Consider the following 24,300-nt stretch of genomic DNA (forward strand, 5'->3'; position numbering starts at 1 on the left):
TTGCTAATTCAAAAAACAGAATTAGATCGATCTAATTTTTATTAAAAAATTAAATTCTCTATTAGAGAATTACAAATTAAAAACCATGTGATATAAGCGATTACAATATCTTGTAACAATTTAATACTACACTTTTTTAGAAGTATAGTTGAAAATATTTAACGCTTATAAATTAATTTACTGAATGAAGTTATTTAATTTGCCTGCTGGCTAGTCCAGTTGATTAATATTATATTCATGTAACCTTCAATGGTCAATATATTTTAAACCCATGTTTGGGAAAAGTTCTCTAACTAATTAAAGTCAAGCTCTTAAACTCGAATATTCTGAGTTTATCGCAGAAGTCATATATCTCCATACTGAAAAAGAAATAGACACGCCAAATAGTAAAGTCTGTTCAAAATCAAAAAAACTCATCCATAAACTATTTGGCTATGCTTTATAAACCATGCATTTAGAGTAAAGTAACAATTTATTTTTCAGATAATAGTATGTTTAATAGAATTTATTAAATAAATATTTAGATATTTACAAAATTCCAAGAAATAAATACCTTAATAATTTTATTTCGGAGATTCATTCAACTAATTATGAAATTAGCTCATCCCTTGATGTTCCTGGTACTTTGCTTTCAATTGGTTCTAGATCCGTAAGCAGGAATGTATAGCTCAAAATGCCAGCAATTAAAAAAGCTGCTGCTAAAAGAAACGCGTACATAAATGAACCTGTAGCCTGAACGATAAATCCTGTAGTAATTGGTGCTATAATAGCCATTGAATTATTTCCAAAGGTTAAAAGTCCGGTCAATGTTCCAACAGTTCCCTTAGGTGCGATAAACGTAGGAATACTATAAGCGACAGCTGATGTAACCACAAGACCACCAAGTGCTGTCGAAATCCAAAATACAGCAATATTCGCACTATGAGTAAATGCAGCTCCAATGATTGACAAACCAAAAACCATACCCATTACTAAAAATATTTTGCATACACGTGTTCTATTGTATCCCTTGTTAATAAGATAATCGACAAGCCAGCCACCAATTACTAATTCAGTAATAGTACCTACAATCCATGGTATAGCTGAGTACCAACCTGACTTCAATATAGACATATGCATTTCTGTTGCTAGGTATCCTGGAAGCCATGTTAGGAATAAAAACCATGAATACCCGTAAGCAGCAAACCCAATAAACACCGCCCACACTTTTCTTTTTGTTAGTAAATAACGAATATTTTCCATGGCACTACCTTTGGCTTCTTCTGAACTTTGCGAACCACCTTGGATAATATATTTATATTCTTCTTTCGTTAATCGCTTATCTTCATGAGGTTCACGGTACCATATCCAATAGATAATAGCGTAGACAAAACTGAGAATGGCCGTTGCTAGGAAGCCTCCACGCCATCCCCATTCTGTTACAATTAGAGCTAATATAGGAGCACCAATTGCATTAGAAAGTTTAGATTGTGCATCATAAGTAGCAATGGCTTTCCCACGCTCTTGTCGCGGAACCCAATGGCTGACTGCTTTAGCTGCAGATGGGAAAAATGGAGCTTCCCCGACACCTAATAACACCCTAGATAAGATAATTAGTCCCCATCCATTCGCTACTGCAGTTAAAAGGCAAGCTATTGTCCATATAACCGTAGCTACTCTAGTTACCCACTTAACTCCTATTCTATCTAGCAAAGGGCCTACGGGAAGTTGAAGAAGTGCATATGACCATGCAAATGCAGATAAAAAGATACCCATCTGACCTGCTGTCAAATTAAATTCTTTTTGTAATAAAGGCATAGCAATAGACATATTGATCCGATCAAAATAGTTTACCACTACCCCAAGAGCAATTAAGAATACAATCGACCAACGATGTTTTTTCATTCTTTTCCCTCATTCATCAAAGTTTTTATTCACCCTATAGTATGCGCTTTCATTTTTTGGAGAGCATTTTTATTCAAGTAATTATCTTATCCTGAGTTAGATCTACCTTTACCAAAAGTTAGATTACTATTCATTAGGAAAAATTATATTTTAGTTTGATTACTCTTTTATTGTTTAATAATAGGGTCTTATGATCAAATTCATTTTTTAACGTGATAATTAATTTAGAACGATCTAGTAAAAATAGAAATTTTCAAGATGGTTTCTAACTATTATAGCTTTGCACTTAAAGTTAATTTCAAATAATTTAATAAAGTCTTGTGCTTTATTTAAACTCATCATCTACTTGATTTTTCTGTTTTCGTTCTACGCATTCGATAACACCTACCTCTAATTTAATGAATTAGTTCCACCAGAAGGAACTATGAGTTACACAAAACGGAACTATAGCTTATTATACTGAATCAAATAACTAGAGGCAATATATATTTTGATTTTTCTAAAAACTGAGTATATAAATTTTTTTCTTTATACAATGCATTGTAGATCGATCTAATAAATGATAAGATGAAAACGTACTCAAATATCAACCTTTTAACTTTAGATTGTTTTTTACCTTAGAGAAAAACTACGTCCCCCCTCCTTGGTCCGTAGTTTTTTCTCTTTACTGCTATAAAAAAATGCAAGCAATTATGGCCTCTTCTTATTTAACACAATAAGCATAAATAATTATAAACTAAGAAGAGAAGATTTTACCTTCTCTTTTTTTATTTGCCTTTCTTTACTTCTCTTTAAGATTTACCGTGTTAAACTACATTTTGTATCTAAAAGATATATAGTAAACATCTCTTTTGGATACATAAGAGTGAATTAATGGAAGAATCGCAAAGTGGTTATAGTTTAAGTAATGTATTGTAATCCACTTTAGGACGTCATAGAAAAATTAGCTATGGCTTGATTTATCCGGTTCTGGTGCAAGAAATGTTAGTTAGAAATATAGAGTAGCAGTTTCTTCTACATTTCTGACTTATGAAGCTAATCCAAACAGCTTGTGAATAAATTCTTTTTGATTTTGGACAGACTTGTCCCGTAAAACAAGTTGCCCTTTTTTAATCATATGCATTGCTTCTATTCCAGAAATAACGGACTTCGCTGAGTGAAAGGACTTTAATCCTAACATTGAACGAACTCGCTTTTTAATAAACCGATGATCTTGTTCTATTACGTTATTCAGATACTTCACTTGCCTTACTTGGATGCCTACGGGCATCTTTTTTTCGTTCTTCAGCTCTTCAATCGATATAGGATAGGCAGGATTCTTATCGACTGTTATAACACGAGGCATTGAAACATGAAAAGACCGCAAAGCTTTCTTAAAGAATCGCTTTGCAGCCTTGTGGTCTCTTGTTTTACTTAGATAAAAATCAATGGTATTTCCTTCTGAATCAACGGCCCGGTACAAATATATCCATTGCCCTTTAACTTTAATATACGTCTCATCTACTCGCCAAGAATCGTTTGTTTTCTTAAGTTGACGACGAATTCTTTTGTCCATTTCAGGTCCATATTGATGTACCCAACGCATAATCGTTGCGTGAGCCATAGATAAACCACGTTCCTCCATCATTTCCACCAAATCACGAAAACTGAGGTTGTACCGTAGGTACCATCTTACCGTTGATAAAATGATGTCAGGCTGATAATGTTTCCATTTGAATGAAGATTGATTTGCCACACTGATCATGCTCCTTTTTTTAGGGTAATAGTATCAGTATGTCCAAGATTTAGAGATTACTTGCAATTGCCCTGAAATTTTTGCACCAGAACCCTTTCAAGTAACTAGGGTTTTAGTTAAAGTTCCTTTTGAAATTTAAGCGATAGTTTTTTAATATCGATCTTCAAGAATCGGGCGCGATTGTTGAGCAACAAAGCTAGAAAATGATCAAACTTTTTTATAACCCAACAGAAACAAAAAAAGGTTAACATTCCCATTTCATTGTGATAGTATAAATTTAATCTTTTAGAAGAGGTGAGTTTAGTTGAGTAGAGTAGAGCAGAGTACAAAGTTAGAGTTAGAACGAATCGTTTTTATTGGGAGAACGTTTGAAGAGTATTTAGATATGTTTTCGCTTTCAAAAGAAGACTTAGAAGGAAAGAAAATACTCGATTGCCCCGCAGGAGCATGTTCGTTTACTGCGATTGGGAACCAATCAGAATTAGACGTAACCGCGTGTGATATCGCCTATTATCATCAAGGTGAAGATCTTAAAAATAAAGGTCTCCAAGATGTTGAACATGCGATGGAACATATGGAAAAGGCGAAAAGTAATTATGTTTGGGATTATTTTAAAGATGTAGAAGATCTTCGAACCCATCGATTGAGTGCATTAAAGGACTGCGCCAATGATATGAGAGAAAACGAGGAACGATACGTTCCTGTTACATTACCTTCTTTGCCATTTAAAGATGCAGAATTTGATGTTCTTCTTTCTGCTCATTTTTTATTTATGTATAGTGACCGATTAGATTACCAATTTCATATTGCCACAATCAATGAACTGTTAAGGGTGACGAAAGAGGAAATCCGTATTTTTCCTTTAATTGATTTAGAAGGAAAGCGATATGAACATTTAGATAAATTAATCAGCTATCTTGCTAATCATGGATGTACAGTCGAAGAAGTACAAGTGCCATATGAATTTCAGGCAAATGCGAACTCGATGTTAAAAATAAAAAAAGAATAGAAAAGAAAGGGGCAACGTCCAACGTTGCCCCTTTCCTTTAGATAAACCTTGTTACATAAGGGCTTGTTTGGCTAATTGGTTCCGGAAACTCACATTATGGTAACTAATATAATGCTCAGGATAGGGGCAATTACTAGAGAAAAATAATCAATAAAAACACCGTTTCAAATAAACGGTGTAATAAAAATTTGTCCTAAAATAATTTAGCTTGGATCATTTTCATCTAAAGAGAGAGTAGTTACGTTAGTATATTCTCCTTTAGAAATTTCCTCTGGGGTTGCGTCTTTTTGCAATTCATCCTCAGTATTCATTCCTTCTGCAATTGTGGGTTTATCAGTTGAGGTTTTTTGTTTTTTCATCTATTACACTCCTTTCAGGTTTATTTTCCCCAACAATAAACCTTTCATCCTCTGGTTATAAATGAAAAAACTTTTAAACGCGCTACTTAGCATATGATTTCCGACAGTCTCTGTTATGTAAATTAGAAACAAATATTCTATACATCATTCTTTTCAACAACCTATTTCCTACATAAAAAAATCGAGATTTACTCTTTTTCGTACGTAAGAGTAATGTTTGCTTTACGATTGGCCACGAACAATTTTCTCTTCTAGTTTACATGTCCATTTATAGTATCCCAATAAAATCATAAGAAGGATAGGATTGATAGCTGATGAATACCACCAATCCCACCAGCCATATCTAAAGTATCCCCAAGGTTCAGGAAGCAATGTAAGAACTTCATAAAGGACTAATGCTATATCCCAATAGATTAAGTATATTATTTTTTTACTGAGTAAATTTCTATAAGGAAACCAATTCAAAAATATTATATTTACAGGGGGAATTAATATAGCATGGGCGGGAAATGCCTTCCAATCCACCCCTTTTGTAAAGTACCAATAACCATGATATTTAAAATTCACATAAAGATCAAAAGTTAATTGAAATGCAGTTGTAAATATCCAAATATGGAGTATTTGATTTGCTGTTAGTCTTTTATTTACGATAAAAGCAATAAGATTAAATGCAATAATTGCAATAATAAGTCCTATCATCACTAACTTCCTTTTTTTTTATTAATTATCCCCATACATATCAGTGTAATACCTCAATGTGAAATTTAGGTTCCTCATTGGGAATGTTTTTTAGGTAATAAAGAGCTACATAAAACAACAAGATGCTCAAATAATAAAATGGAAATTAAAGTGTTGTATATCATTATAAAGGGGGTAAATCCATGGATAAAAGGATAGAGAATTTTTGGAGAGTCAGGTCCTTACAAGATAAAATAGCAGAATTAGATATAAAGTATTGGTTACACGATGAATTTTTAACAGGAAGCTGGTGGTTGCTTCTTGTTTTTCTTATTCTTCCTTGGATCATTTGGAGTATCTTTTTAAACCGTAAACAAATCCTTGAAATCTTATTGTTTGGTACCTTCATTATCATCATTACATTTCTTCTAGATCTTATTGGAATTATGTTTCGTTTCTGGGGGTACATTACGCAATTCCTACCCATTTATCCTGGCGCTTTACCTTTTGATTTCAGCATGGTTCCAGTTACGTTCATGTTTTTGTATCAATATTTTAGAACCTGGAGATCCTTTATTGTTTCACTTATATGTATGGCTAGTGCATTTTCTTTTATTGGTGAACCTTTTTCTATATGGGCGCATCTTGTCATCTATATAAAATGGAAATATATATACTCTTTTATTTATTATATTGTAATTGGAATTATAGTAAGAGCTTGTGTTGAAAAATTAGTTGCTATCTCTAAGTCCCAGCGATTATTACAGTAATGATTACTACCTTTAAAACATTCTTAAAGTATATTCATTCATATTAGTATCGGAATTAGGATATTATCTCTTAAATAAAAAAGATTAGCTTTTTTAGAGCTAATCTTTTTATTTAACTATCTAGAAATTGTGATTATGTTAACTAAAATTGTGCATCATTCATTTACCTTTTAAGCTTTTCTCTTAAATTGTTCTTTCACATAAGCACAAGTTCGTTTATGTTCACGAGAAAAGAAATGATCTTGTTTATAATATACTCTAACTTCGCAAGAAGGACAGACAAAAAAGCCCATTTTTATTTTATCTTGATTTACCTCATGCGCATAAAACTCTCCTGTAGCTTTAAACATTAACACATGTTTAGCTTTTTCAACTTTTGCTCGCATAATCATATCCTCCTCCACCACATTTTTCATCTATTTCTATGATAAGGGTTATATGGTAAGAACACAAAATAAAAAAAGGCCTTTCTCATGCATCCTTGACTCACATACTTTCCAATGCTGCTCTCTTTTTTTAAAGAAGAAGCTAATTTGATCTTATATAACCTTTTAAAGGGTTCTGGTGCAAAGATTCCATTTGTTTGAAAAAGGTATATAGATTCCTAATCAGTTTGTTCTTATACAGCTATTCCAAATAATAGATAAATGAACTGTATTTGATTTTGGACAGACTTCTCCCTTTGGAGAGTTTGTCCTTTTTTGATCATGTGCATAGCCTCTATTCCTGCAATAATCTGTTTGGCAGTCCGTAAGGACTTTAATCCAAGCATCGGGCGAATACGTTTTTTGATAAAGCGATGATCCTGCTCGACGATATTATTAAGATATTGGACTTGCCTTAGTTGGATGCCTTCAGGCATCTGCTTTTCTTCTTTTAACTCTTGGATGGCAATGGGATAAGCCGGGTTCTTATCTACTGTTATCACACGAGGCATAGAAACGTGTGATAAAGCCAAGGCTTTCCTAAAAAAGCGCTTGGCTGCTCGTTTATCTCTTGATTCACTTAAATAAAAATCAATCGTATTTCCTTCTGAATCAACGGCACGATACAGATACATCCATTGACCTTTAATTTTTACATAGGTTTCATCAACTCTCCAAGAATCATTAGTTGACTTAAGATGACGCCGTACTCGCTCATTTAATTCAGGACCATACTGATGAACCCAGCGCATGATGGTTGTATGACCCATAGATAAACCTCGTTCTTCCATCATTTCGATTAAATCACGAAAACTGAGGTTGTACCGTAGGTACCATCTGACTGTTAGCAAAATAAGGTCCGGCTGATAATGTTTCCACTTAAATAAATTCTGCTTTTCTATACTAATCACGTCCCTTTTTAGATTAATAGTATTAGTATGTCCAAGTTTAAAAGATTACTTGCAAATGTATTAAACTTTTTGCACCAGAACCAATTTGAGGAAGGTACATTAACTTTGCTAGACCTTTACGGTACAAATCACGATCCTAAGATTTGGGACAATCCTGATGTATTCAATCCCGATCGTTTTACAAGATGGGAAGGAAGCCCATTCAGTTTCATTCCACAGGGTGGTGGAGATTACTTTATGGGACATCGTTGTGCAGGTGAGTGGGTCACTCTTGAAGTCATGAAAGTGAGTCTTGATTATCTAGTGCATCGAATAGAGTATGAGATCCCTGACCAAAGTTTAAGTTTTAGCATGGTCGATATGCCATCTATTCCTCATAGTAAAATCATGATTAAAAGTATTAAAAGAACGCTTTAATTTAATAAAAAGAGGAGCCACTTTTGGCTCCTTTTACTTTTTTAATGAAAATCCACATCAATTTTTTTCGTGTTATCTTTTGCTAGTTTAGGCATTCTAACCTCTAGAACACCATTTTTGTAGGATGCATATGTTCTTGTTTTACCTCATTTGTTCGAGTAGTGGATCCACTAATACTTAGTATAGCTTTCACCTGCTATTTATAAAGGGTAGAAGATTTTTCTATGTGAATCATTCATCATCATTAAGATTAAATATTGCGCTATTATCTATATTGTTTAGAATGGTTTTATTATCTAATTCATTAGGTGTAGTTTCAGATATTTCGTTACCTCTTTCTGCAATTCGAGAATTACCATTCTTACTTGGTATTTTCTCTTTTTCATGAGCTTGATCTGACATAACAGTCACCTCCTACATATATTATTTGAATTGAAATATAAGAAGAAGTATGAGGAAAGATAAAGAAGTAAAAACCAGTGCTAAAATGAATGTTCAGTTAGTTCTATTTACTAAAAGGGACCATCGCTTATTAATGTTCCTAATTGTTAGATTTAACAATTCCCTACATGTTGAGTTACCGATGCCCCAACACTTCCACCATGGTTTGCATAATTATGTGCATCTGCTAATGATTGAGCTTCTGTTCTAGTTGCATAACATCTAGACCTCCAATGTGGTGCACAAGAAGTACAATATGCTACAAATGAAGTTAATACTCTAGGTTCAACTACAGTTGATTGTTCAATTTGTTCATTTGAATTATTTATTTCCATGCTAATACACCTCCCAATTATATTGTGTGACTTTATGCAAATAAAATAACAGGTAGTATGTGTGAATCACTAACATTCTGTAAAGTTGATATAAAGCTTTCTCTATTATCACAACCCATTAGTTCAGAACCATCTTAACAATTTTCAGCCCTAGTACCACCATTAAAAGTCATAGTAAGACTCTTACATGTTCCAGATAGTATTTCTCGTCAAGCAAGTCATGTTGTTCCATTGTATACGTAACGACTAATTATTTATTCGTTTCTGCACATCTGCATAACTCCAAGATAAACTTCTGATTATCTTTTGAATTTTTTACAATTTTTTGCTCATATTTTTAAATATTAATCTTTCTTAAAAGGTCCCTTTATTAAGAAGGTAATTTTTTTGAATTTCTACTGATGAGAGACATGATTTTAATTAAGGTTGAACAGATAAATACGGAGAAATACGGATTAAACTTACCCATATCATTTTGTGTTATTACTTACTCTAACAAGAAGAACGGATATTCTTTACAAGCTGTATAAATAAGGAGGTTTTAGTGAGTACTGCCTCTCATAAAATGTTTTTTTTATCCTATACTAAATAGGCACGAACTTTTAAAAGGGGTGTTAGGTAAATGGCAAAACGTACAAAAAAGAACGATGCTGATCAAAAAAATAAAAAAGGTTTTGATTCAGCAGTAATTAATTCTGAGTTCAGCCATGAATTCGGAAGTGCTGCAGCAAATAAAATCCATAAGGATAAAGCCAAGAAAGAAAGAGCTTCTAAAAATAGTGGGCAGTGTAGAGGTGGTCTATAAAATAAAATTCCAATCAAGAGGAGGCATTAGCCTTCTCTTTCTTAGTTTAATCTTGCTCTAATACTTGAGATATGCAACTTACAATACTGTTACCACTTACTCTTAATACTTTACATCCCTGTTTTTTCAAATAGGCATTTGGATTAACAACATAAAGTAGCAATCCTTTAGGAATTCCGTTAGTTTTTAATTTAAATATTATTTGCATTAGAAAACAATATTTAAATACCAAAAATAGTCAATTTCATAGATGTTGACTTCTGCGAAATTATGAAGTAAGATAGTTTTTGTAGCTAGTAAAACCAAAATGAATCACTTAATTGCTAGCACCATTTTCACACGCGGGTGTGGCGGAATTGGCAGACGCGCTAGACTTAGGATCTAGTGTCTTATGACGTGGGGGTTCAAGTCCCTTCACCCGCATTTTTCATTTCATATATGTGCGGAAGTAGTTCAGTGGTAGAACACCACCTTGCCAAGGTGGGGGTCGCGAGTTCGAACCTCGTCTTCCGCTCCATAATTATTGGCGGCATAGCCAAGTGGTAAGGCCAAGGTCTGCAAAACCTTTATCACCGGTTCAAATCCGGTTGCCGCCTCCATATTCTAATGGAGAACTTAGAAAGGACCTTTAGCTCAGCTGGTTAGAGCAGATGGCTCATAACCGTCCGGTCGTAGGTTCGAGTCCTACAAGGTCCACCATTGAACCTGAATACGGGGGAATACCCAAGTCTGGCTGAAGGGATCGGTCTTGAAAACCGACAGGGGTGTCAAAGCCCGCGGGGGTTCGAATCCCTCTTCCTCTTCCATTATATCTTTATTATTATCGCGGGGTGGAGCAGTCTGGTAGCTCGTCGGGCTCATAACCCGAAGGTCGCAGGTTCAAATCCTGTCCCCGCAACCATTTTTATTGGGCTATAGCCAAGTGGTAAGGCAACGGACTTTGACTCCGTCATTCGTTGGTTCGAATCCAGCTAGCCCAGTCATTCATGTTAACTAAGAAAGAAGCTCTACCATTTTTAAGTGGTAGAGCTTCTTTGTATAGATTTCATTTTACTCTTTATACAATTTGCAACATACGATTCATTATGATATTGCTCCTGATCCTTATTAACTTCTACTTTGTTAATCAAGCATATTTTTATCTCTTGTCCATTTCATGAAAAAGATAAGCCATTAGGCCAACCCCTAACATATAAAAACCCATCACTTCTTACATAACCATCTACCCCTTGCCTACTGCAGTAAGGATTCTTTTTTATTTTTCGATTGGACAGGCAAGCTTACTGCAGTAGCTACATAATATCTAAAGAATCATAACTCCATTATCTAATCAGTATCTAGTTCAGTATCGCTACCTCGTTAATACAAGCTGTATACGCCTCGTGAAGCCCTTCGTGGAATCTGTAAGGGAGCTGAGCCGAAGAGGCGAAGGGGGCGACCGGATGGGTTGAGCTGAAATAACAGGTACGTAAAAGGTCAAAAAATAAAAAGAATGAAAGAAGGTACCAACATGAGAAAAACAAAAGGGTTTGACTTTCGGAGCTTCATTTATAAACCTTCTTCAACTTCCTCACTGAAACCTCGTCCTTTTAAGGCTTATTCGCTTGTTCCTTTTAGTCCAATTGCTATGCTTGACCCCACTATTTTGACCCTAGGAGGCATTGTCTTAGGGATTGCTATCATCGAACGCATATTAGAGCGATGGGGTGTCATCGATCTGGTTGATCAGTTCTCAAAAGTAATGCGCTTTATCTTGCCTGTTGCCTTCTATAGCGCTTTGATTTACTTCTTTGCGACATTTATGTTTTGAGGAGGATTTTAGATGTTTGAAAAACTAAAATTGCGTGGAAAGCTTATTAAAGCGTTTCGTACAGCAGAGATTTACCGGATGGTTAAACGTGGAGACCGTACCTCCTATCTGTTTCCGAAAATTCATCAAATCGATAACCATCATACGTACACTCGGTACGCTTTTTCCTTACTAAATGGGATTGATCCTGATCTTTTAAACAAAAAGAGATGGGCGTTACGCCAAGTATTAGGCAGCAACATTGAAGTGAATGGTAGCTTAAAGAACTTTAGTATTACCGTTCATCACAAAAGCCTACCTAAGATGCTTAATTATAGGTATGAAGTCATTCATCCTCATATTGAGAAAATGGAGCTTCCTGTCTGTATCGGTCAAGATATTTATGGAAACTCTGTTTCATGGGATTTTGCGGATTTAGAAACGTTACTGATTTCTGGTGAAATTGGGGCAGGAAAAAGCAGTCTCATGCGTGTGATCCTCACCACATGGGTGAAATACACCTCACCTGCTGATTTGCGATTAGTATTAGTCGATCTCAAACGAGCTGATTTAGGGCTGTTTCATGGGATTGAGCATGTGGATTCTCTTTGCTTCGAGGCTAAGGATATGAGAAAACCTTTTGCTTTATTACGAGCTGAAATGTATCGAAGAGGCGATTTATTGTTAGAGCATGGAGTCACACATATTAGGAGGCTACCTTTTAAGCTGCCTCGAATCGTCGTGGTAATTGATGAAATGTCCATAGTAAAGAGAGAAACGGATCTTGTAGAGATGATCCAACAGTTTGCCAGCCAAGGTCGAGCACTAGGCGTTCATACGATCATTGCCATGCAGCGTCCAGATGCCGATTTGTTGAATTCAGCACTAAAAGCAAACTTACGGGTTCGGATCTCTGGAAGGCAAGCTGATGCGATAAATGCGAAAGTAGCCGGAGTACTCGGGGCAGAAGAGATTGATGCCGCAGCCAGAGGACGCATGAAGATTAAAATTGATGACGTGAAAGAGTTTCAAGCCTATTTTTTAGATGAAGAAGCGTGTAAGGAACTACTTTCGCCTTATAAAACGCGTGTAAAAGACCCTGAACCTCAACTTGAGGTCGTACAACAGCCTATCTTTGGATTATTAGAGAAGGAGGAGCAGCGATGAGTTTCCGGTTATCTCAACGTGATAAAGACATCATAGCGTTTATTAATCAATTTAGAGCCGTGGATCGAGACTCATTAGTTGACCTATTCTTTAAACAACTGAAATCGCCTGTTAATGCGTGTAATAGTGTCATGGTACGTTTATATCGTTTAGGGTTAATTGAACGTACGCAGCAGTATTCTCCGACCGTGTATTTGCCAGTGGATGCGAAGATCAAAAAGAATTCTCAAAAAATCCTCCATTTCCTTTCGATTCTAGATATCTATAAACAAATGTGTACGTATAGTGCGCCTAAACAGGTCATTGTGGAGGATAAACCCACCAGACGAAAAGGAGGCATCGAACCAGATCTGTTTTGTATCTTTAAAGGGTCCCCTTTTTGGATTGAAATTCAACGAAATCAGTATTCCGAACAGAAAATGCAGAGTAAGATCAACCTATATGAGGAGTTTTTCTTTTCGGATGAGTGGAAAGCATTGCATTGGCAACCAGAAGAACGGTCACCTGTCTTCCCTTCCGTTATTTTGATTACACCTGTTCGTTATGCGGTGGCTTCAAATCACATTCGCATTATACAAGTAGCAAGTATTCATGAATTAATGGAGAAATATAAAAGTTCTGGAAAACAAACAAAAGAAGCAAGGTCAAAAACATCAGCTTCTTCTGGTGGGATTAAAATCAATCTCACGTAATGGCGAACAACATAAAAAACTGCCTCAACACAGGGAATGAGGCAGTTTTTCTGATTTCACACTCGTTGAAATATGAACGTTACAGCTATTTAATAATACCAAATTTATGTAAATTTTTCTATATTTTTTATGAAGAATATAAAAAGAAAAGGACTGTTCAAACCTTTTTTTCAGGATTTCGACCCTTTCAGTACGCATTATTAAACATACCCCATCTCTATTTTATATTGGGTGTTGAAATAGAAGGATAATACATTTATTGTTAAATAGGTTGACGAATTAACACTTTTAATAAACGGGTGGGAGAGATAGTGCAGGTGGATAAGGGTGTTCTAAAACAAACTTTACTTATAGAAATAGAAAAGGCCAAGGAGAATATGATTCAAGTGGCACGAGAAGAAGGTATAACCAGTGAAAGTACACTTCAAGTCAGTCAGTCCATTGATCAATTATTGAATGAATTACATAAGGTAAGCTTAACAAAGTAAGTATTCGTTTCTTTATAAATAAAAAACAATCGCTTTCTCTCCGCATTGGCCTAGCATGAGAAAGCGATCGCTTTTTAGTAAGTGGTGATTAACTTACTAATCGACTTGTAAATTATAAATAATTTGGATAATAAAGTAAAGGTATTTTTGTACCTTTATTTACATATAAAAAGCTACCTCAGCAACAAGCGAGATAGCTTCTTAGTAGGAATGCTAATTATCAAGTACCAAAATATAACCGCAAGTAAACAATAGCATATTTTTGCCATAATGGCTATTTTTGGATGAATCGGCATATGTATAAAAGGTAGTCTATTTTTATACGTATTTTCTTCACGTACACCTGGAGAGATCACCGTCATATCAAAGATGTATAAAAAGCTGCATATCCGATTAGAGGCACCCACGAGAGAACCCTTTTCCTGTAAGGGTTCTTTTGCTTCCTTGAATCTACACTCTTCAGACGAGCAACTTCATCAACTAAATCAGAAGCTACACTTAAGATGTTTTCAATACCCATTAATAGTTTTTCGCTTTGATTCATGATAAGATCCTCCTATTTTTTGGGGGCAACTTATGTTATAATACTAGTGTCGATTAGTATTATGTTTTTCACACGGGGTGTTTCTCTGCCAGGAGAAATACCTTTTTCATGTTATTTAGTTTAGACTTGCATTTTTTATAATAAAGTTTAATTAAAGAATCCTGTATATAACAGGATTTTTTTGTTTGATAGTAAAACCATTTCATTAGAATAAGAGGTGGTGTAAAAACAAAACTGGTGTTTTTAATTTACCTAACGATTTCCGTTCCATTATTGCTATACTAAGATTCGATGAGTTTTTAACGGACTTAAATGTTCATCATGAAGAAGGAGAGAATTGAATGGTTACAACAAAGACCAAAAAAAAGATTGCAGCAAAAGATCCAGAAACCGATACAACAATTGTTGAACAACTAGCGTATTATCGAATACTAGCCCCACTAGAAGTGAGATCCCTCTTATCTCATCTTAATTCAAATGAAAAGAAACCTATTGCCCTTGATTTCAAAAAATTGAAAAATGAAGATTTAGAGCCTTTATGTCACACATATATAGAAGAGGTAGACAAACAGCAAAAGCGTTTTATTGAAGTATCCGAAAAAAAAGGATCTACGCCTTACAAAGTAGATTTTGTTGGCATGCAAAAGGAAGATTTTAATTTATTTGAAGGGATGATCCACGTATATGGTATCCCAGACGACGGTATTAGGTTACCAGTGGAGGAAGCTAAGTCAGATGAGTTAAAAATTAAAAAAAACGAAGTGGTTTATATGAACAGTGAATCCACCCTTGTTACTTACCAAATCATTGAAACAGAGAAAGGATTCAAGGTCGTTATAGAAGATACTTTAACGTTGGCTTTTGATAGGAGAAAGAAATCTGGTCTATTCCATCTAGAAAGAGTAAAAAGCCTTGGTTCCTATATGAAATGTTTACGATTAATAAACTATTACATACAGCGCAATAAGTTTCCTTTTCAATCCTTAAAGTTATCTGGTGGAACATTAAATGTAAAGGGACACCTTCAACAAATTGAGGAAGAGATTGAATCTTACAAAGAACTGATAGATATTTGCACTCAAATTGGAATAAGTAAAGATTATATATTCCATGATAAAGAAGATTTACCTTCCCTATTCAATGCTATAATCAATATCTTTAAAAATAAACAATATAGCTTACTAAATATTCATCAAGAAAAACTAGAAAAAACGGAGATAATCAATATTGAACTATCCAAATATGTGAAACTAGCATTAGTGTATACAGATGGATGTTTCCTTAACCTTTATAGTAAAGAAGCATTAAAAATAACAGGGAGATATTCATCTATAACAGATGTAGCTAGTAACCACGGGCAGGATAATGTTGAACCTGTTATGTTACCTGATAATCGGGAAAATTATGACCAAAAAGTAAGCATTTTCGCTTCTCGAAAAATTAAAGAAATGGTGAAAGATACAAACTTTGATTTCGAAATAGTAAAATTCTCTTTTGCCAATGAACATCATGACATAGAAGCTGACTTAACAATTACTAGTTCTTTAGACTATATAGACTTTTATGATAAAACTCTCGATGAAAATTATTTAGAACTTGCTTTAGATCTAAATCAACGATACTTAGCTAAGTATCCAGAAGATGATATTACAAAGGTTAATATTTATCTCATTAAACTCAAGCAAGGCCATAAATTATCAGAAGAGGAACAAAATGATTTTTGTGACATACAAGAAAGAGCAGAGACTAATAAAGAACAAACAATATGTTTTGCATGTGAAGTTTTGTTGAAAAATAAGACAAAAGCGAAGAGAATATTTACTAATCTTACTGGTGAGGAAAAGGAAGAAATCATGGAATTTCCAATCTACCGTTTTTATCAAAATTTGGATTAGTATGCTCATTTTCTTCTGTATATAGATTGCTAGTAAACTTTTATAAGGTTTTTTATTCTTAATACAATAAATAAGCCCTATTTGCCTATGATAGGGCTTATAAGTTAAAAAAGTCCTCTACTTTCACCTTTGAGTCAAGTTTTTTTAAGATATTCATCACTTTTTTTATGGTTGAGCCTGATGGAATATAATTTGAGTCATTATAAATTTTACTAACTGTATGTCTATTTAAATTAGTCGCTTTAACTAATTTGGTTTGAGTATAGCCCTTGCCCATTAGGTATTTTCCTAACTTACTTTTTTTAGTGATTTTAGGCATACTAACACACTCCTTTTTATAAAGGATGGACGCATTCTTAAAAAACTATACATTTTTGTATAAAAAAACAGGCAAAAATCTTAATTTACAACATATAATAAACTATAAAATAAACAGTATATAAATATTGCTTATGCAGAGTTGGAATAATGTCGATATTTTTGTCATAATCATATAGCATGAATACAGTTAAGACCGCCTTATACACTAATACATAATGGGCGGTCTTTGTTATCAATATTCTTTGAAATTGAACTTCACACAAAAAAACCTTTTTCCTATAGGCAGAGGAAAAAGGTTTTTTTGTGTGAATATTAGATAACGAGATACCACCATTCTAGCAAATCATTTTTCAAAAAAGGTTTTTAACCACTTATAGAAACTTTTCTTTTGTTGTTGTGCTTTTTTTAACGCCCGAATTTCACGAGCCATTGAGATTAATTGACGTTCGCGTTCCTCAAATTTTGCATCGATATAGCTTTGTATATCTTTCATTTGTACGTCGAGTGGTTCTAAGCTAAGGGTTTGTTTTTCAGTTGAAATGTTTGGTGGAGTGTCTGGTACTAAATTGAACTTTTTTGCAACGGTTATAACGGCTTTTTCTAAGGTCATTTCGGGATGGGCATACATTTTTTTTAGTTCATGAAAGATGGTAACGTCGTCATTTGTATAAGCTAATCTACCGTGTTTTTTAGTAAACTGCACACCAATTTTGGCAAAATGGAAGTTGTATTTTCGTATAGTTGAAATGGGCAAACCAAGTATATCGGCTAATTCTTCGGTGGTATATGCTGCTTCTGCGGTTATGACTCTCAACATATGATCACCTCCTCTTATCAAGAGAACTATTCTAGGTATATACGTAAAAACCTTCAAATAATAAGAGGACCATCTTTGGTGTTTTGTCATTTTGCCGTTAATGTCCCAAGGAACAGTCTTGACTGAAGGTAGGGTAGTACGTTCAGCTATTTATTTCATGAATTAAATAGTGCCACACTCCCTCCTTGCAATGGTTTTTCCTGCTTCAGCTTCTTTCTGTAAACGCTTTTTACCTTCACTCACATTTTATTTCAATTCATGTTTTACCGTTAATAATGGACAGCTTAGTATTCTCATAGCCATGGGATAACATAGGTCCTCATGCTCGATATTAGGGTTCTCTTTTTCAACTTGAGTCAAGATGTTCTCCCTCTATACCATTCTACTCTCACTTTATTTACTTTTGATATTCATAGACAACCGGAACTTTATCCATTTTGACGGTCTTGGCTACCACATAACGACGATAGCCATCTTTTAAGATCTTTGATCCTTTTTCAATCGTCACTGGCTCATCTAAGTGTCCTGTACGCTTCACGAAATCAATGACTTTTTGTGTTTTTTCAGGGTTAGGTCGTGTTTTTAAGAACTCTTCAGGTACGATAATGTCATCAAAGTTTACGATATCCTGTGTCCCTTTTGGTTGATTCGGTAGTGTTTTCGGTTTTGGCTCAGCCTTTTTCTCTTGTACAGGTGTTTCTTTTGCTTTTGGCTGTACCGTTTCTGCTTCTTTTTTCTGTTCGCTTGCTATTGGTTGAGAAACAGTTACCGGTTTTTCTTCCTGCTTGGTAGCAGCAACCTCTTGTTGTACTGCAGAAGCCTCTTGTTTGGCCTCTTTTTTATCATTTGATTCATTGCCTTCTTTGTCTTTTTTATTCGGGAGAACGGTAATTTGGAAACAGATCACGCCTATTTCACCAGGGCATTCATCAATGGGAATGTCTAACGTTGGTTCCCCTTGAATTAAAATCTTTTCATGCATGATGCTTTTCTTCGTGAGCCCTGTTTTATTAAAGGCTTTCTTCGCAACAAACACCGTATACGAAATAAACGTACTCTTCTTTAATCCTTTAGGCGCAGATGGTGACCCTTTTTCACGTATATCAAAGGCAACGTAGCGATCATATTCTCGTAAGGGTCCTGTGGCTGATCCGGTTAACGTAATTTTATGTGGCATAATGTTCTCCTCCTGCGTAGATTTTTAGTCAATGTTTATTTAGAACACAGTTCTAAATAAACATGTTCTATTAAAACATCAGCTTCTAAGAGATTTCTACTTTTTTTATTAGGAAGCTGTGTCTTTTAACTGGTTATGTTGACGCAAACATTCTTGTTCCTCTGGCGTTAAAGCTTGTCCTAGGTCTTGTTTCAATTGGGCTATTTCGAACAAACTGTACGTAGAGCTGTGCTCCTGCAGCAAGTTCTCTTCTTCTAGCGTGAGTTCTTGTCCTAAATCTTGCTTCAACTCAATCATTTCAAGCTTCTGCTCCAACGTAACTTCTGTTTCTTGCGCACTCTCTTTTTGATCCTCTTCAGCTTTTAACCAATCAGGAACCAATTCTTTACGGATAATATGTTTCGGTTTGGCCAATGTTGTTGTTTCGCTTTCGTTATGTATAACTTCTTGTTGTTTTGCGTATACTGATTGATAATCCTGCCCTTTAGGGTTTTCCAATTCATAGAATTGATTTTTCGCAATTTGATAGATTAATCGACACATATCCCCTAGGGATAAAGGGTTCCCTTGTTGATTGGCTTCATGCACATATTTATCTAATCCCATAATGGATGTATACGCAGTTTCGTGTACTTGCTCTTTTTTAATCTCAATCTCTGTATCTCGTTTTACGGCTTTTGCAGCATTTTGAATACGAGCATAAAAGTCTTGTAGTTGATGCCCATATTTACCTGCATAGACTTGATTGACTTTCTTAGGCACACCTTTGATATAAGTGAAGGACTGTGAAACAGACATTAAATGATTATTTATATGATTTACAGGTAAATCAAGGTTAATAAAGGCATCAGGTGATTTATTGGCCTTTAAGGTTGTTGCATCAACGTTTTCAGCACTTTCTGGATACGTCACAGGATGTGTCACAGGAGTGGTCATTTCTTCTTGCTGAAGCGTTTGTACACCTGTTGTATCATGGGCAAAAAAGATTTCGTCGCAAATGTTCTGAAAGTTTTTATGGCTTTTAAGGATAAATACATAACTATCAGGATGAGTACCTGTTGTATCCTCTTTAATGTATCGTGCCACAAGTATAAAGGGTGTCGCTTTTAACGAGCGTACAAAACGAGAAACCGTACTTTTGGAAACATTAAATTTCTTCATAAGCGTTTCAGAACGGATCGCTTGAATGCCCGTAGCCACTAGGTTATAGATGACATGATCGAGCATTTCCATTCTCTTTTTAGGAAATTCTTTATGTATGGCTGATTGTTGTTGTTTAAAGTGAGTACGAAGACTTTCTAAAAACTCTTCTTTCTTTTTCCGAAGTGTGGACTTATTGGTCCATAACCATTTGAACCGTCCATTGAAGGTATCTACATCTTTTAAATAGCAGGTCAAGATTTTTGTCATTTGTTCATCGTCTCCTTTAAGGAACACAAAAAAGACACTGTTTCCCTCGAAAAAGGAAAACAATGCCTTGATTTTGATGAACTAAGCCCTTGAAATAGATGTCAATTTCATATAAAATAAAAACATAAGTTTTATTTTATAGAAAAACTAAATCTATTACCAAGAGACTTCGACAAGTGTTTTCCCTACCGTAATTAGGGTGAACGGTTTAAGAGTGTTGCTGCACTACTTAAACAGTTGAAGTCTTTTTTCTATTCCGGTCATTTTTGTTAGTTTAATTATAGCGTTAAGTAGTCTCATAATTCAATAAAAAAATAGTAAAATATATCAAAACAAGTATATTTAGCTACGCAGATACCACATAAATGTAGAATTTGAGTCCATCATATATGAGATTTTTAGTTTTGGGGAGGGAAAAAAATTCCCCTCCCCAATTAGCTTAGAATATGTTAAAATTATTGTTTTTTTATATCAATTACGTTTAGGTTATGTATATCTTGAAATGAGAATAACCATTTTAGTAGGTTGAGACCCACCATATAAATAAAAGAACCCTAACGATTAATTCGTTGGGGTTCTTTTATTTACCAAATATTTTTGAGAAGAAGCCTTTCGGTTCCTGTTGTTTGTCAGCATGAAGTTGCCGCATAGTATCTATTAACATTTGATCACGTTCAAGTTGTCGTTTTTCACGCTCTGCTTCTTTTTCTTCATTAGTTGCCGCCGTTTGTCGTATTACTTCGGCCATTGCTTGCATAGCATTTGCCATTTTTTCATTTTGACGTGCTAAATCTTCATTTTGTGATTCTAGCGTTTCAACTTTCGTTAAGATAGTTTTGTAAGCTTCAGTTAATTGCGTCAAAACTGGAGCATTCTCATTTGTTTCCCCTTCAACAACAATATCATGACCTTCCGAAGCAAGCAAAGCACGAATATAGTCATTAGGATGCCCTTCGGCTTTCAAGTCTTCTATAAGTGACAACACAGGAAAAATAGATTCTTTGTATTTCTTTGTCCGACCTTTTCCGACGGTGTGCGGTTCTACAAATTCCTTATATGTATGGAGCCAATCATAAACGCTAGACCTTGAACGCCCTAGTTTATCTGCTATTGCCGTTAAGGAATACACTTTTTCGTAATCCATTACAAAACCCCTCCTTTTAAAAATACATCATGACATAATGATAACATAATAGAAACGTTTTATACCGTACAAAACAACATTTTGAACAAATAAAGACATCAGAAAAACAAATAGAATCGTACAAAACAACATTTTGTACATCTTTTTGTACATCTTTCGGCAAACCTTCGGACAAATGACGGTGTTAGTTGAACTTGTTCGAATGTTGGTTGGACTTGTCCAGAATGTAGTGTACATGACGGAAAGTTAAGTTCACCTTTAGTTTAACTTGAGATGAACTTAAGGTGAACTTGTTTAAAGATGCAAAGCATGATGTGCATTCCATAGTGGTATTTACCTTTATTAAATGTAAAATTGACACAATCTTAAATATAAAATTCGGATTAAACACAAGTTAGTTAATTTACAAAGAAGAAGTGTACTGTTGGAAAATTAGATATCTTAAGTTAAGGTTAGGGTAAACTTACCAATTTTCATAAAAAAGTATAATGGTTCTGGTGCAAAAACTTCAAAACACTTGCAATGAATCACTAAATCTTGAACATACTGATACTATTACTCTAAAAAAGGGGCATGATAAGTATGAAAAATCAAAATTTGTTCAAATGGAAGCATTATCAGCCTGACATAATTTTGTTAACGGTGAGATGGTACCTACGGTACAGCCTCAGTTTTCGCGATTTGGTGGAAATGATGGAGGAGCGTGGCTTATCCATGGCACACACAACCATTATGCGTTGGGTTCATCAATATGGGCCTGAATTAGATGAAAGAGTACGGCGTCATCTTAAGTCAACCAACGACTCCTGGAGAGTCGATGAAACATATGTGAAAGTAAAAGGTCAATGAATGTACCTGTATCGTGCAGTGGATTCCGAAGGAAACACCATTGATTTTTATCTAAGTAAAACAAGAGATTACAAGGCTGCAAAGTGTTTCTTCAAGAAAGCTTTGCGGTCTCTTCATGTTTCAAAGCCTCGTGTCATAACTGTCGATAAAAATCCAGCTTATCCTATAGCTATTGGAGAGTTAAAAAACGAAAAAAAGATGCCTGTAGGCATCCAAATAAGGCAAGTGAAATATCTCAATAACATCGTAGAACAAGATCATCGTTTTATTAAAAAACGAGTTAGACCTATGTTAGGATTGAAATCCTTTCACACAGCTACATCCATTATTTCTGGAATAGAAGCTATGCACATCATTAAAAAACGGCAACTTGCTTCACGGAACCAGGCTGTTCAAAATCAAGTGAAGATCATCCATCAACTATTTGGCCTTGCTGCTTGAGACCAGATTCTACTAGGAAACTTTTCGCCTCTTTATAACTTCCTTAAGTATTTGCACCAGAACCTTCAATTGATTGATGAAAGCATTCAGCTCTATGAAGATGAACAAAAAAGTTTACAAGAAAAACTCCAAAAATTGAATGAAAAGCAACGAGATTTAGCCATAAAGTGAAAAACACAGGGGGACGCAAAGGGGACATGGCTCCAAAACAGGGGGACATGAAGGGGACATTTAGCGACTTTCTTTGATATCACAGTTTTGCTAGGCTTTGCCTAGCCTATCACACCCTGTGATAGCAAAAACCCCTTATGCTCTTCTCTCTTTTGTAGTGGGGAACCACAACTTACAGGAAAGGAACGAATGTCATTGATATGTTTTTATAAAATATCGATCTGATTGCTGTTGAAAAAATAGATGAAATCGCGAAAGAAAAGAACATTTCTTCCCAAGAATTTTTAAAAGTCAACTTAAAAAGGAGGGAGGTACTAGGAGAGATAAAGGATTATGATAAAGGGAGAAAAGAGAAATCATAAAATAGATTTATGGAATTTTTTGCACGGAATAGTGGAGCACAGTTTTAAAAGAACGGAGTACAGTACAAGAAACGGAACGTTAAAAAAAGCAAAAGTTTGAAGGCTAAGTGAAGAATGAAAAAGTCTACTTTTTCATATTTAGAAGGTAGAAGGAGGAAAAAGCAGCAAGCAATCTAAAGCTGTTCCTATGATTCCTCTTTTTAATGATTGGTTGAGATAGCTTATGTAACACAAACGGGATGCAAACGATTATACATCCCGTCATGTGGAGAAGGAAAAAGTAGCTTTCAATGCAGCAAATGATCTTTAAGGAACACTTCATTTACGTAATTCCATTGCCCAATGAAACAGTAACTTGAAAAAGTATATTCTCTTTAACAAACACCTCATTTAAGCATTGAACTAAAAAATATACACTGTGAACGAAATCGTTCTTGATCTGGGACAAACACCTCATTTGTATAGTTATAAATGAACATTATTGTCTACCCATTATATATATTCTTACTACGTCCATGACTACCATCCCCTTATGAATCAAACATACATCGATTTACAATAAGGTTTTCTGAAATATGCCTGCTGTAGACACCTCATCCCAAGTGTAAGAAGCTTTGTAATGATTAGTTGTAATCAATAACTTGTTTTCCTTCTTCCCTATATAGAATGTCCAAATAGCCTATTTATAATCCAGTAAAGCTAACAGAGACTTTTTGGGCTACATATACCCTTTAGTTACAAGGTAGCTTAAACAATGAAGTCTTATATGAATAGAAACTAGTTTTATTGGTTAATAACTAATAAAGTATATGCTAAAAGTATAATGAAATAAAAAAATAATATTTTTTAGAAAATGTATTGACCTTTTAGTGAATATATTTTATTATTATAAAGCGTCGTTGATACGACAACTTATTTTACGAAATATTGAACTTTGAAAACTGAACAAAGCGACAAACGTCAACGTTAATTTTTTATTTTTTTTAATGAGCAAGTCAAACATTTCTTCGGAGAGTTTGATCCTGGCTCAGGATGAACGCTGGCGGCGTGCCTAATACATGCAAGTCGAGCGAACGTCATAGAAGCTTGCTTCTATGACGTTAGCGGCGGACGGGTGAGTAACACGTGGGCAACCTGCCTGTAAGACTGGGATAACTTCGGGAAACCGAAGCTAATACCGGATAGGATCTTCTCCTTCATGGGAGATGATTGAAAGATGGTTTCGGCTATCACTTACAGATGGGCCCGCGGTGCATTAGCTAGT

Annotated in this window: 22 protein-coding genes, 7 tRNA genes, 1 rRNA gene and 2 pseudogenes; 18 read left to right on the forward strand and 14 right to left on the reverse strand. The window is 34.8% G+C overall.

The features are described 5' to 3' along the window. Nucleotides 1-588: 588 nt before the first annotated feature. The gene (locus M3225_RS13045) at nt 589-1,884 is read right to left on the reverse strand and encodes an MFS transporter (protein ID WP_251394310.1); all 1,296 of its coding nucleotides are present in this window, start codon (nt 1,882-1,884) and stop codon (nt 589-591) included. Between the two features lie 1,027 nt (nt 1,885-2,911). Next, the gene (locus tag M3225_RS13050) at nt 2,912-3,619 is read right to left on the reverse strand and encodes an IS6 family transposase (protein WP_374109822.1); all 708 of its coding nucleotides are present in this window, start codon (nt 3,617-3,619) and stop codon (nt 2,912-2,914) included. 304 nt (nt 3,620-3,923) lie between these two features. Here M3225_RS13050 and M3225_RS13055 point away from each other — a divergent pair, with 304 nt between their 5' ends. Then, on the forward strand, nt 3,924-4,628 hold the full coding sequence (locus tag M3225_RS13055) for an SAM-dependent methyltransferase (RefSeq protein WP_251394314.1): 705 nt from the start codon (nt 3,924-3,926) through the stop codon (nt 4,626-4,628). A gap of 203 nt (nt 4,629-4,831) precedes the next feature. On the opposite strand, the gene M3225_RS13060 is transcribed toward M3225_RS13055, so the two are convergent. Both M3225_RS13060 and M3225_RS13065 read right to left on the reverse strand, forming a co-directional pair. After that, nucleotides 4,832-4,987 (reverse strand): hypothetical protein, encoded by a 156-nt coding sequence (locus tag M3225_RS13060; protein ID WP_182007189.1) that lies wholly within the window; start codon nt 4,985-4,987, stop codon nt 4,832-4,834. 222 nt (nt 4,988-5,209) lie between these two features. Continuing rightward, nucleotides 5,210-5,686, reverse strand: coding sequence for a hypothetical protein (locus M3225_RS13065; RefSeq protein WP_251394316.1), 477 nt, complete (start codon nt 5,684-5,686; stop codon nt 5,210-5,212). 182 nt (nt 5,687-5,868) lie between these two features. Here M3225_RS13065 and M3225_RS13070 point away from each other — a divergent pair, with 182 nt between their 5' ends. Then, on the forward strand, nt 5,869-6,435 hold the full coding sequence (locus tag M3225_RS13070) for a CBO0543 family protein (protein WP_251394318.1): 567 nt from the start codon (nt 5,869-5,871) through the stop codon (nt 6,433-6,435). A 170-nt stretch (nt 6,436-6,605) separates the two neighbouring features. Here the strand turns inward: M3225_RS13070 and M3225_RS13075 are convergent, their stop codons facing one another. Together M3225_RS13075 and M3225_RS13080 are read right to left on the reverse strand one after the other, a co-directional pair. Next, nucleotides 6,606-6,821 carry a hypothetical protein gene (locus tag M3225_RS13075; RefSeq protein WP_251394320.1) on the reverse strand — a complete coding sequence of 72 codons (216 nt, stop codon included), beginning with the start codon at nt 6,819-6,821 and terminating at the stop codon, nt 6,606-6,608. 233 nt (nt 6,822-7,054) lie between these two features. Further along, nucleotides 7,055-7,762: an IS6 family transposase gene (locus M3225_RS13080; RefSeq protein ID WP_251394408.1), complete on the reverse strand. Its 708-nt coding sequence runs from the start codon at nt 7,760-7,762 to the stop codon at nt 7,055-7,057. A 90-nt stretch (nt 7,763-7,852) separates the two neighbouring features. On the opposite strand from M3225_RS13080, the pseudogene M3225_RS13085 reads away from it, so the two are divergent. Then, nucleotides 7,853-8,188, forward strand: a pseudogene (locus M3225_RS13085) (cytochrome P450); the annotation flags it as partial. 231 nt (nt 8,189-8,419) lie between these two features. On the opposite strand, the gene M3225_RS13095 reads toward M3225_RS13085, so the two are convergent. Together M3225_RS13095 and M3225_RS13100 are read right to left on the reverse strand one after the other, a co-directional pair. Beyond that, nucleotides 8,420-8,590 (reverse strand): hypothetical protein, encoded by a 171-nt coding sequence (locus M3225_RS13095; RefSeq protein WP_251394322.1) that lies wholly within the window; start codon nt 8,588-8,590, stop codon nt 8,420-8,422. Nucleotides 8,591-8,742: 152 nt separating this feature from the next. Next, a complete protein-coding gene (locus M3225_RS13100; RefSeq protein ID WP_251394324.1) occupies nt 8,743-8,964 on the reverse strand; it encodes a hypothetical protein in 222 nt (73 codons plus the stop codon). A gap of 622 nt (nt 8,965-9,586) precedes the next feature. Here M3225_RS13100 and M3225_RS13105 point away from each other — a divergent pair. The 12 genes from M3225_RS13105 to M3225_RS13160 all read left to right on the forward strand — a co-directional run bounded on the left by M3225_RS13105 (nt 9,587) and on the right by M3225_RS13160 (nt 13,905). Further along, entirely contained in the window at nt 9,587-9,769 is a 183-nt protein-coding gene (locus tag M3225_RS13105) for a hypothetical protein (protein WP_129710658.1), read from the forward strand. A 341-nt stretch (nt 9,770-10,110) separates the two neighbouring features. Further along, a tRNA-Leu gene (locus tag M3225_RS13110) sits at nt 10,111-10,192 on the forward strand. Nucleotides 10,193-10,211: 19 nt separating this feature from the next. Beyond that, nucleotides 10,212-10,286, forward strand: a tRNA-Gly gene (locus M3225_RS13115). Between the two features lie 8 nt (nt 10,287-10,294). Continuing rightward, nucleotides 10,295-10,368 (forward strand) — tRNA-Cys (locus M3225_RS13120). A gap of 23 nt (nt 10,369-10,391) precedes the next feature. Then, nucleotides 10,392-10,468, forward strand: a tRNA-Ile gene (locus M3225_RS13125). A 14-nt stretch (nt 10,469-10,482) separates the two neighbouring features. Next, nucleotides 10,483-10,575: transfer RNA gene (locus M3225_RS13130), tRNA-Ser, on the forward strand. Between the two features lie 18 nt (nt 10,576-10,593). Continuing rightward, a tRNA-Met gene (locus M3225_RS13135) sits at nt 10,594-10,670 on the forward strand. Between the two features lie 7 nt (nt 10,671-10,677). Beyond that, a tRNA-Gln gene (locus M3225_RS13140) sits at nt 10,678-10,749 on the forward strand. A 530-nt stretch (nt 10,750-11,279) separates the two neighbouring features. Beyond that, nucleotides 11,280-11,579 (forward strand): hypothetical protein, encoded by a 300-nt coding sequence (locus M3225_RS13145; protein ID WP_251394326.1) that lies wholly within the window; start codon nt 11,280-11,282, stop codon nt 11,577-11,579. 12 nt (nt 11,580-11,591) lie between these two features. Further along, the gene (locus M3225_RS13150; RefSeq protein ID WP_251394328.1) at nt 11,592-12,725 is read left to right on the forward strand and encodes an FtsK/SpoIIIE domain-containing protein; all 1,134 of its coding nucleotides are present in this window, start codon (nt 11,592-11,594) and stop codon (nt 12,723-12,725) included. After that, nucleotides 12,722-13,417 (forward strand): hypothetical protein, encoded by a 696-nt coding sequence (locus tag M3225_RS13155; RefSeq protein WP_251394330.1) that lies wholly within the window; start codon nt 12,722-12,724, stop codon nt 13,415-13,417. The genes M3225_RS13150 and M3225_RS13155 overlap by 4 nt, the downstream gene beginning before the upstream one ends. A gap of 311 nt (nt 13,418-13,728) precedes the next feature. After that, on the forward strand, nt 13,729-13,905 hold the full coding sequence (locus M3225_RS13160; RefSeq protein WP_251394332.1) for an aspartyl-phosphate phosphatase Spo0E family protein: 177 nt from the start codon (nt 13,729-13,731) through the stop codon (nt 13,903-13,905). Nucleotides 13,906-14,263: 358 nt separating this feature from the next. On the opposite strand, the gene M3225_RS13165 is transcribed toward M3225_RS13160, so the two are convergent. After that, nucleotides 14,264-14,449, reverse strand: coding sequence for a hypothetical protein (locus M3225_RS13165; RefSeq protein WP_251394334.1), 186 nt, complete (start codon nt 14,447-14,449; stop codon nt 14,264-14,266). A 341-nt stretch (nt 14,450-14,790) separates the two neighbouring features. Here M3225_RS13165 and M3225_RS13170 point away from each other — a divergent pair, with 341 nt between their 5' ends. After that, a complete protein-coding gene (locus M3225_RS13170) occupies nt 14,791-16,344 on the forward strand; it encodes a DUF4365 domain-containing protein (protein WP_251394336.1) in 1,554 nt (517 codons plus the stop codon). Between the two features lie 97 nt (nt 16,345-16,441). Here the strand turns inward: M3225_RS13170 and M3225_RS13175 are convergent, their stop codons facing one another. From M3225_RS13175 to M3225_RS13195, 5 genes are all read right to left on the reverse strand, one after another. Next, nucleotides 16,442-16,663, reverse strand: a complete 222-nt coding sequence (locus M3225_RS13175; protein WP_057240753.1) for a helix-turn-helix domain-containing protein — start codon at nt 16,661-16,663, stop codon at nt 16,442-16,444. 345 nt (nt 16,664-17,008) lie between these two features. Then, complete coding sequence (locus M3225_RS13180) at nt 17,009-17,482, reverse strand: MerR family transcriptional regulator (RefSeq protein ID WP_251394338.1); 474 nt, start codon at nt 17,480-17,482, stop codon at nt 17,009-17,011. Between the two features lie 397 nt (nt 17,483-17,879). Next, complete coding sequence (locus M3225_RS13185; protein ID WP_251394340.1) at nt 17,880-18,659, reverse strand: plasmid stabilization protein; 780 nt, start codon at nt 18,657-18,659, stop codon at nt 17,880-17,882. A 108-nt stretch (nt 18,660-18,767) separates the two neighbouring features. Continuing rightward, nucleotides 18,768-20,069: a replication protein gene (locus M3225_RS13190; protein WP_251394342.1), complete on the reverse strand. Its 1,302-nt coding sequence runs from the start codon at nt 20,067-20,069 to the stop codon at nt 18,768-18,770. Nucleotides 20,070-20,649: 580 nt separating this feature from the next. After that, nucleotides 20,650-21,237, reverse strand: coding sequence for a helix-turn-helix domain-containing protein (locus M3225_RS13195; RefSeq protein WP_374109831.1), 588 nt, complete (start codon nt 21,235-21,237; stop codon nt 20,650-20,652). A gap of 558 nt (nt 21,238-21,795) precedes the next feature. Here M3225_RS13195 and M3225_RS13200 point away from each other — a divergent pair. Both M3225_RS13200 and M3225_RS13205 read left to right on the forward strand, forming a co-directional pair. Continuing rightward, nucleotides 21,796-22,503 (forward strand): annotated as a pseudogene (locus tag M3225_RS13200) (IS6 family transposase). A 1,537-nt stretch (nt 22,504-24,040) separates the two neighbouring features. Continuing rightward, nucleotides 24,041-24,300: ribosomal RNA gene (locus M3225_RS13205) — 16S ribosomal RNA — on the forward strand; the annotation flags it as partial.

It is taken from the genome of Priestia aryabhattai (assembly GCF_023715685.1).
GTDB lineage: Bacteria > Bacillota > Bacilli > Bacillales > Bacillaceae_H > Priestia > Priestia aryabhattai_B.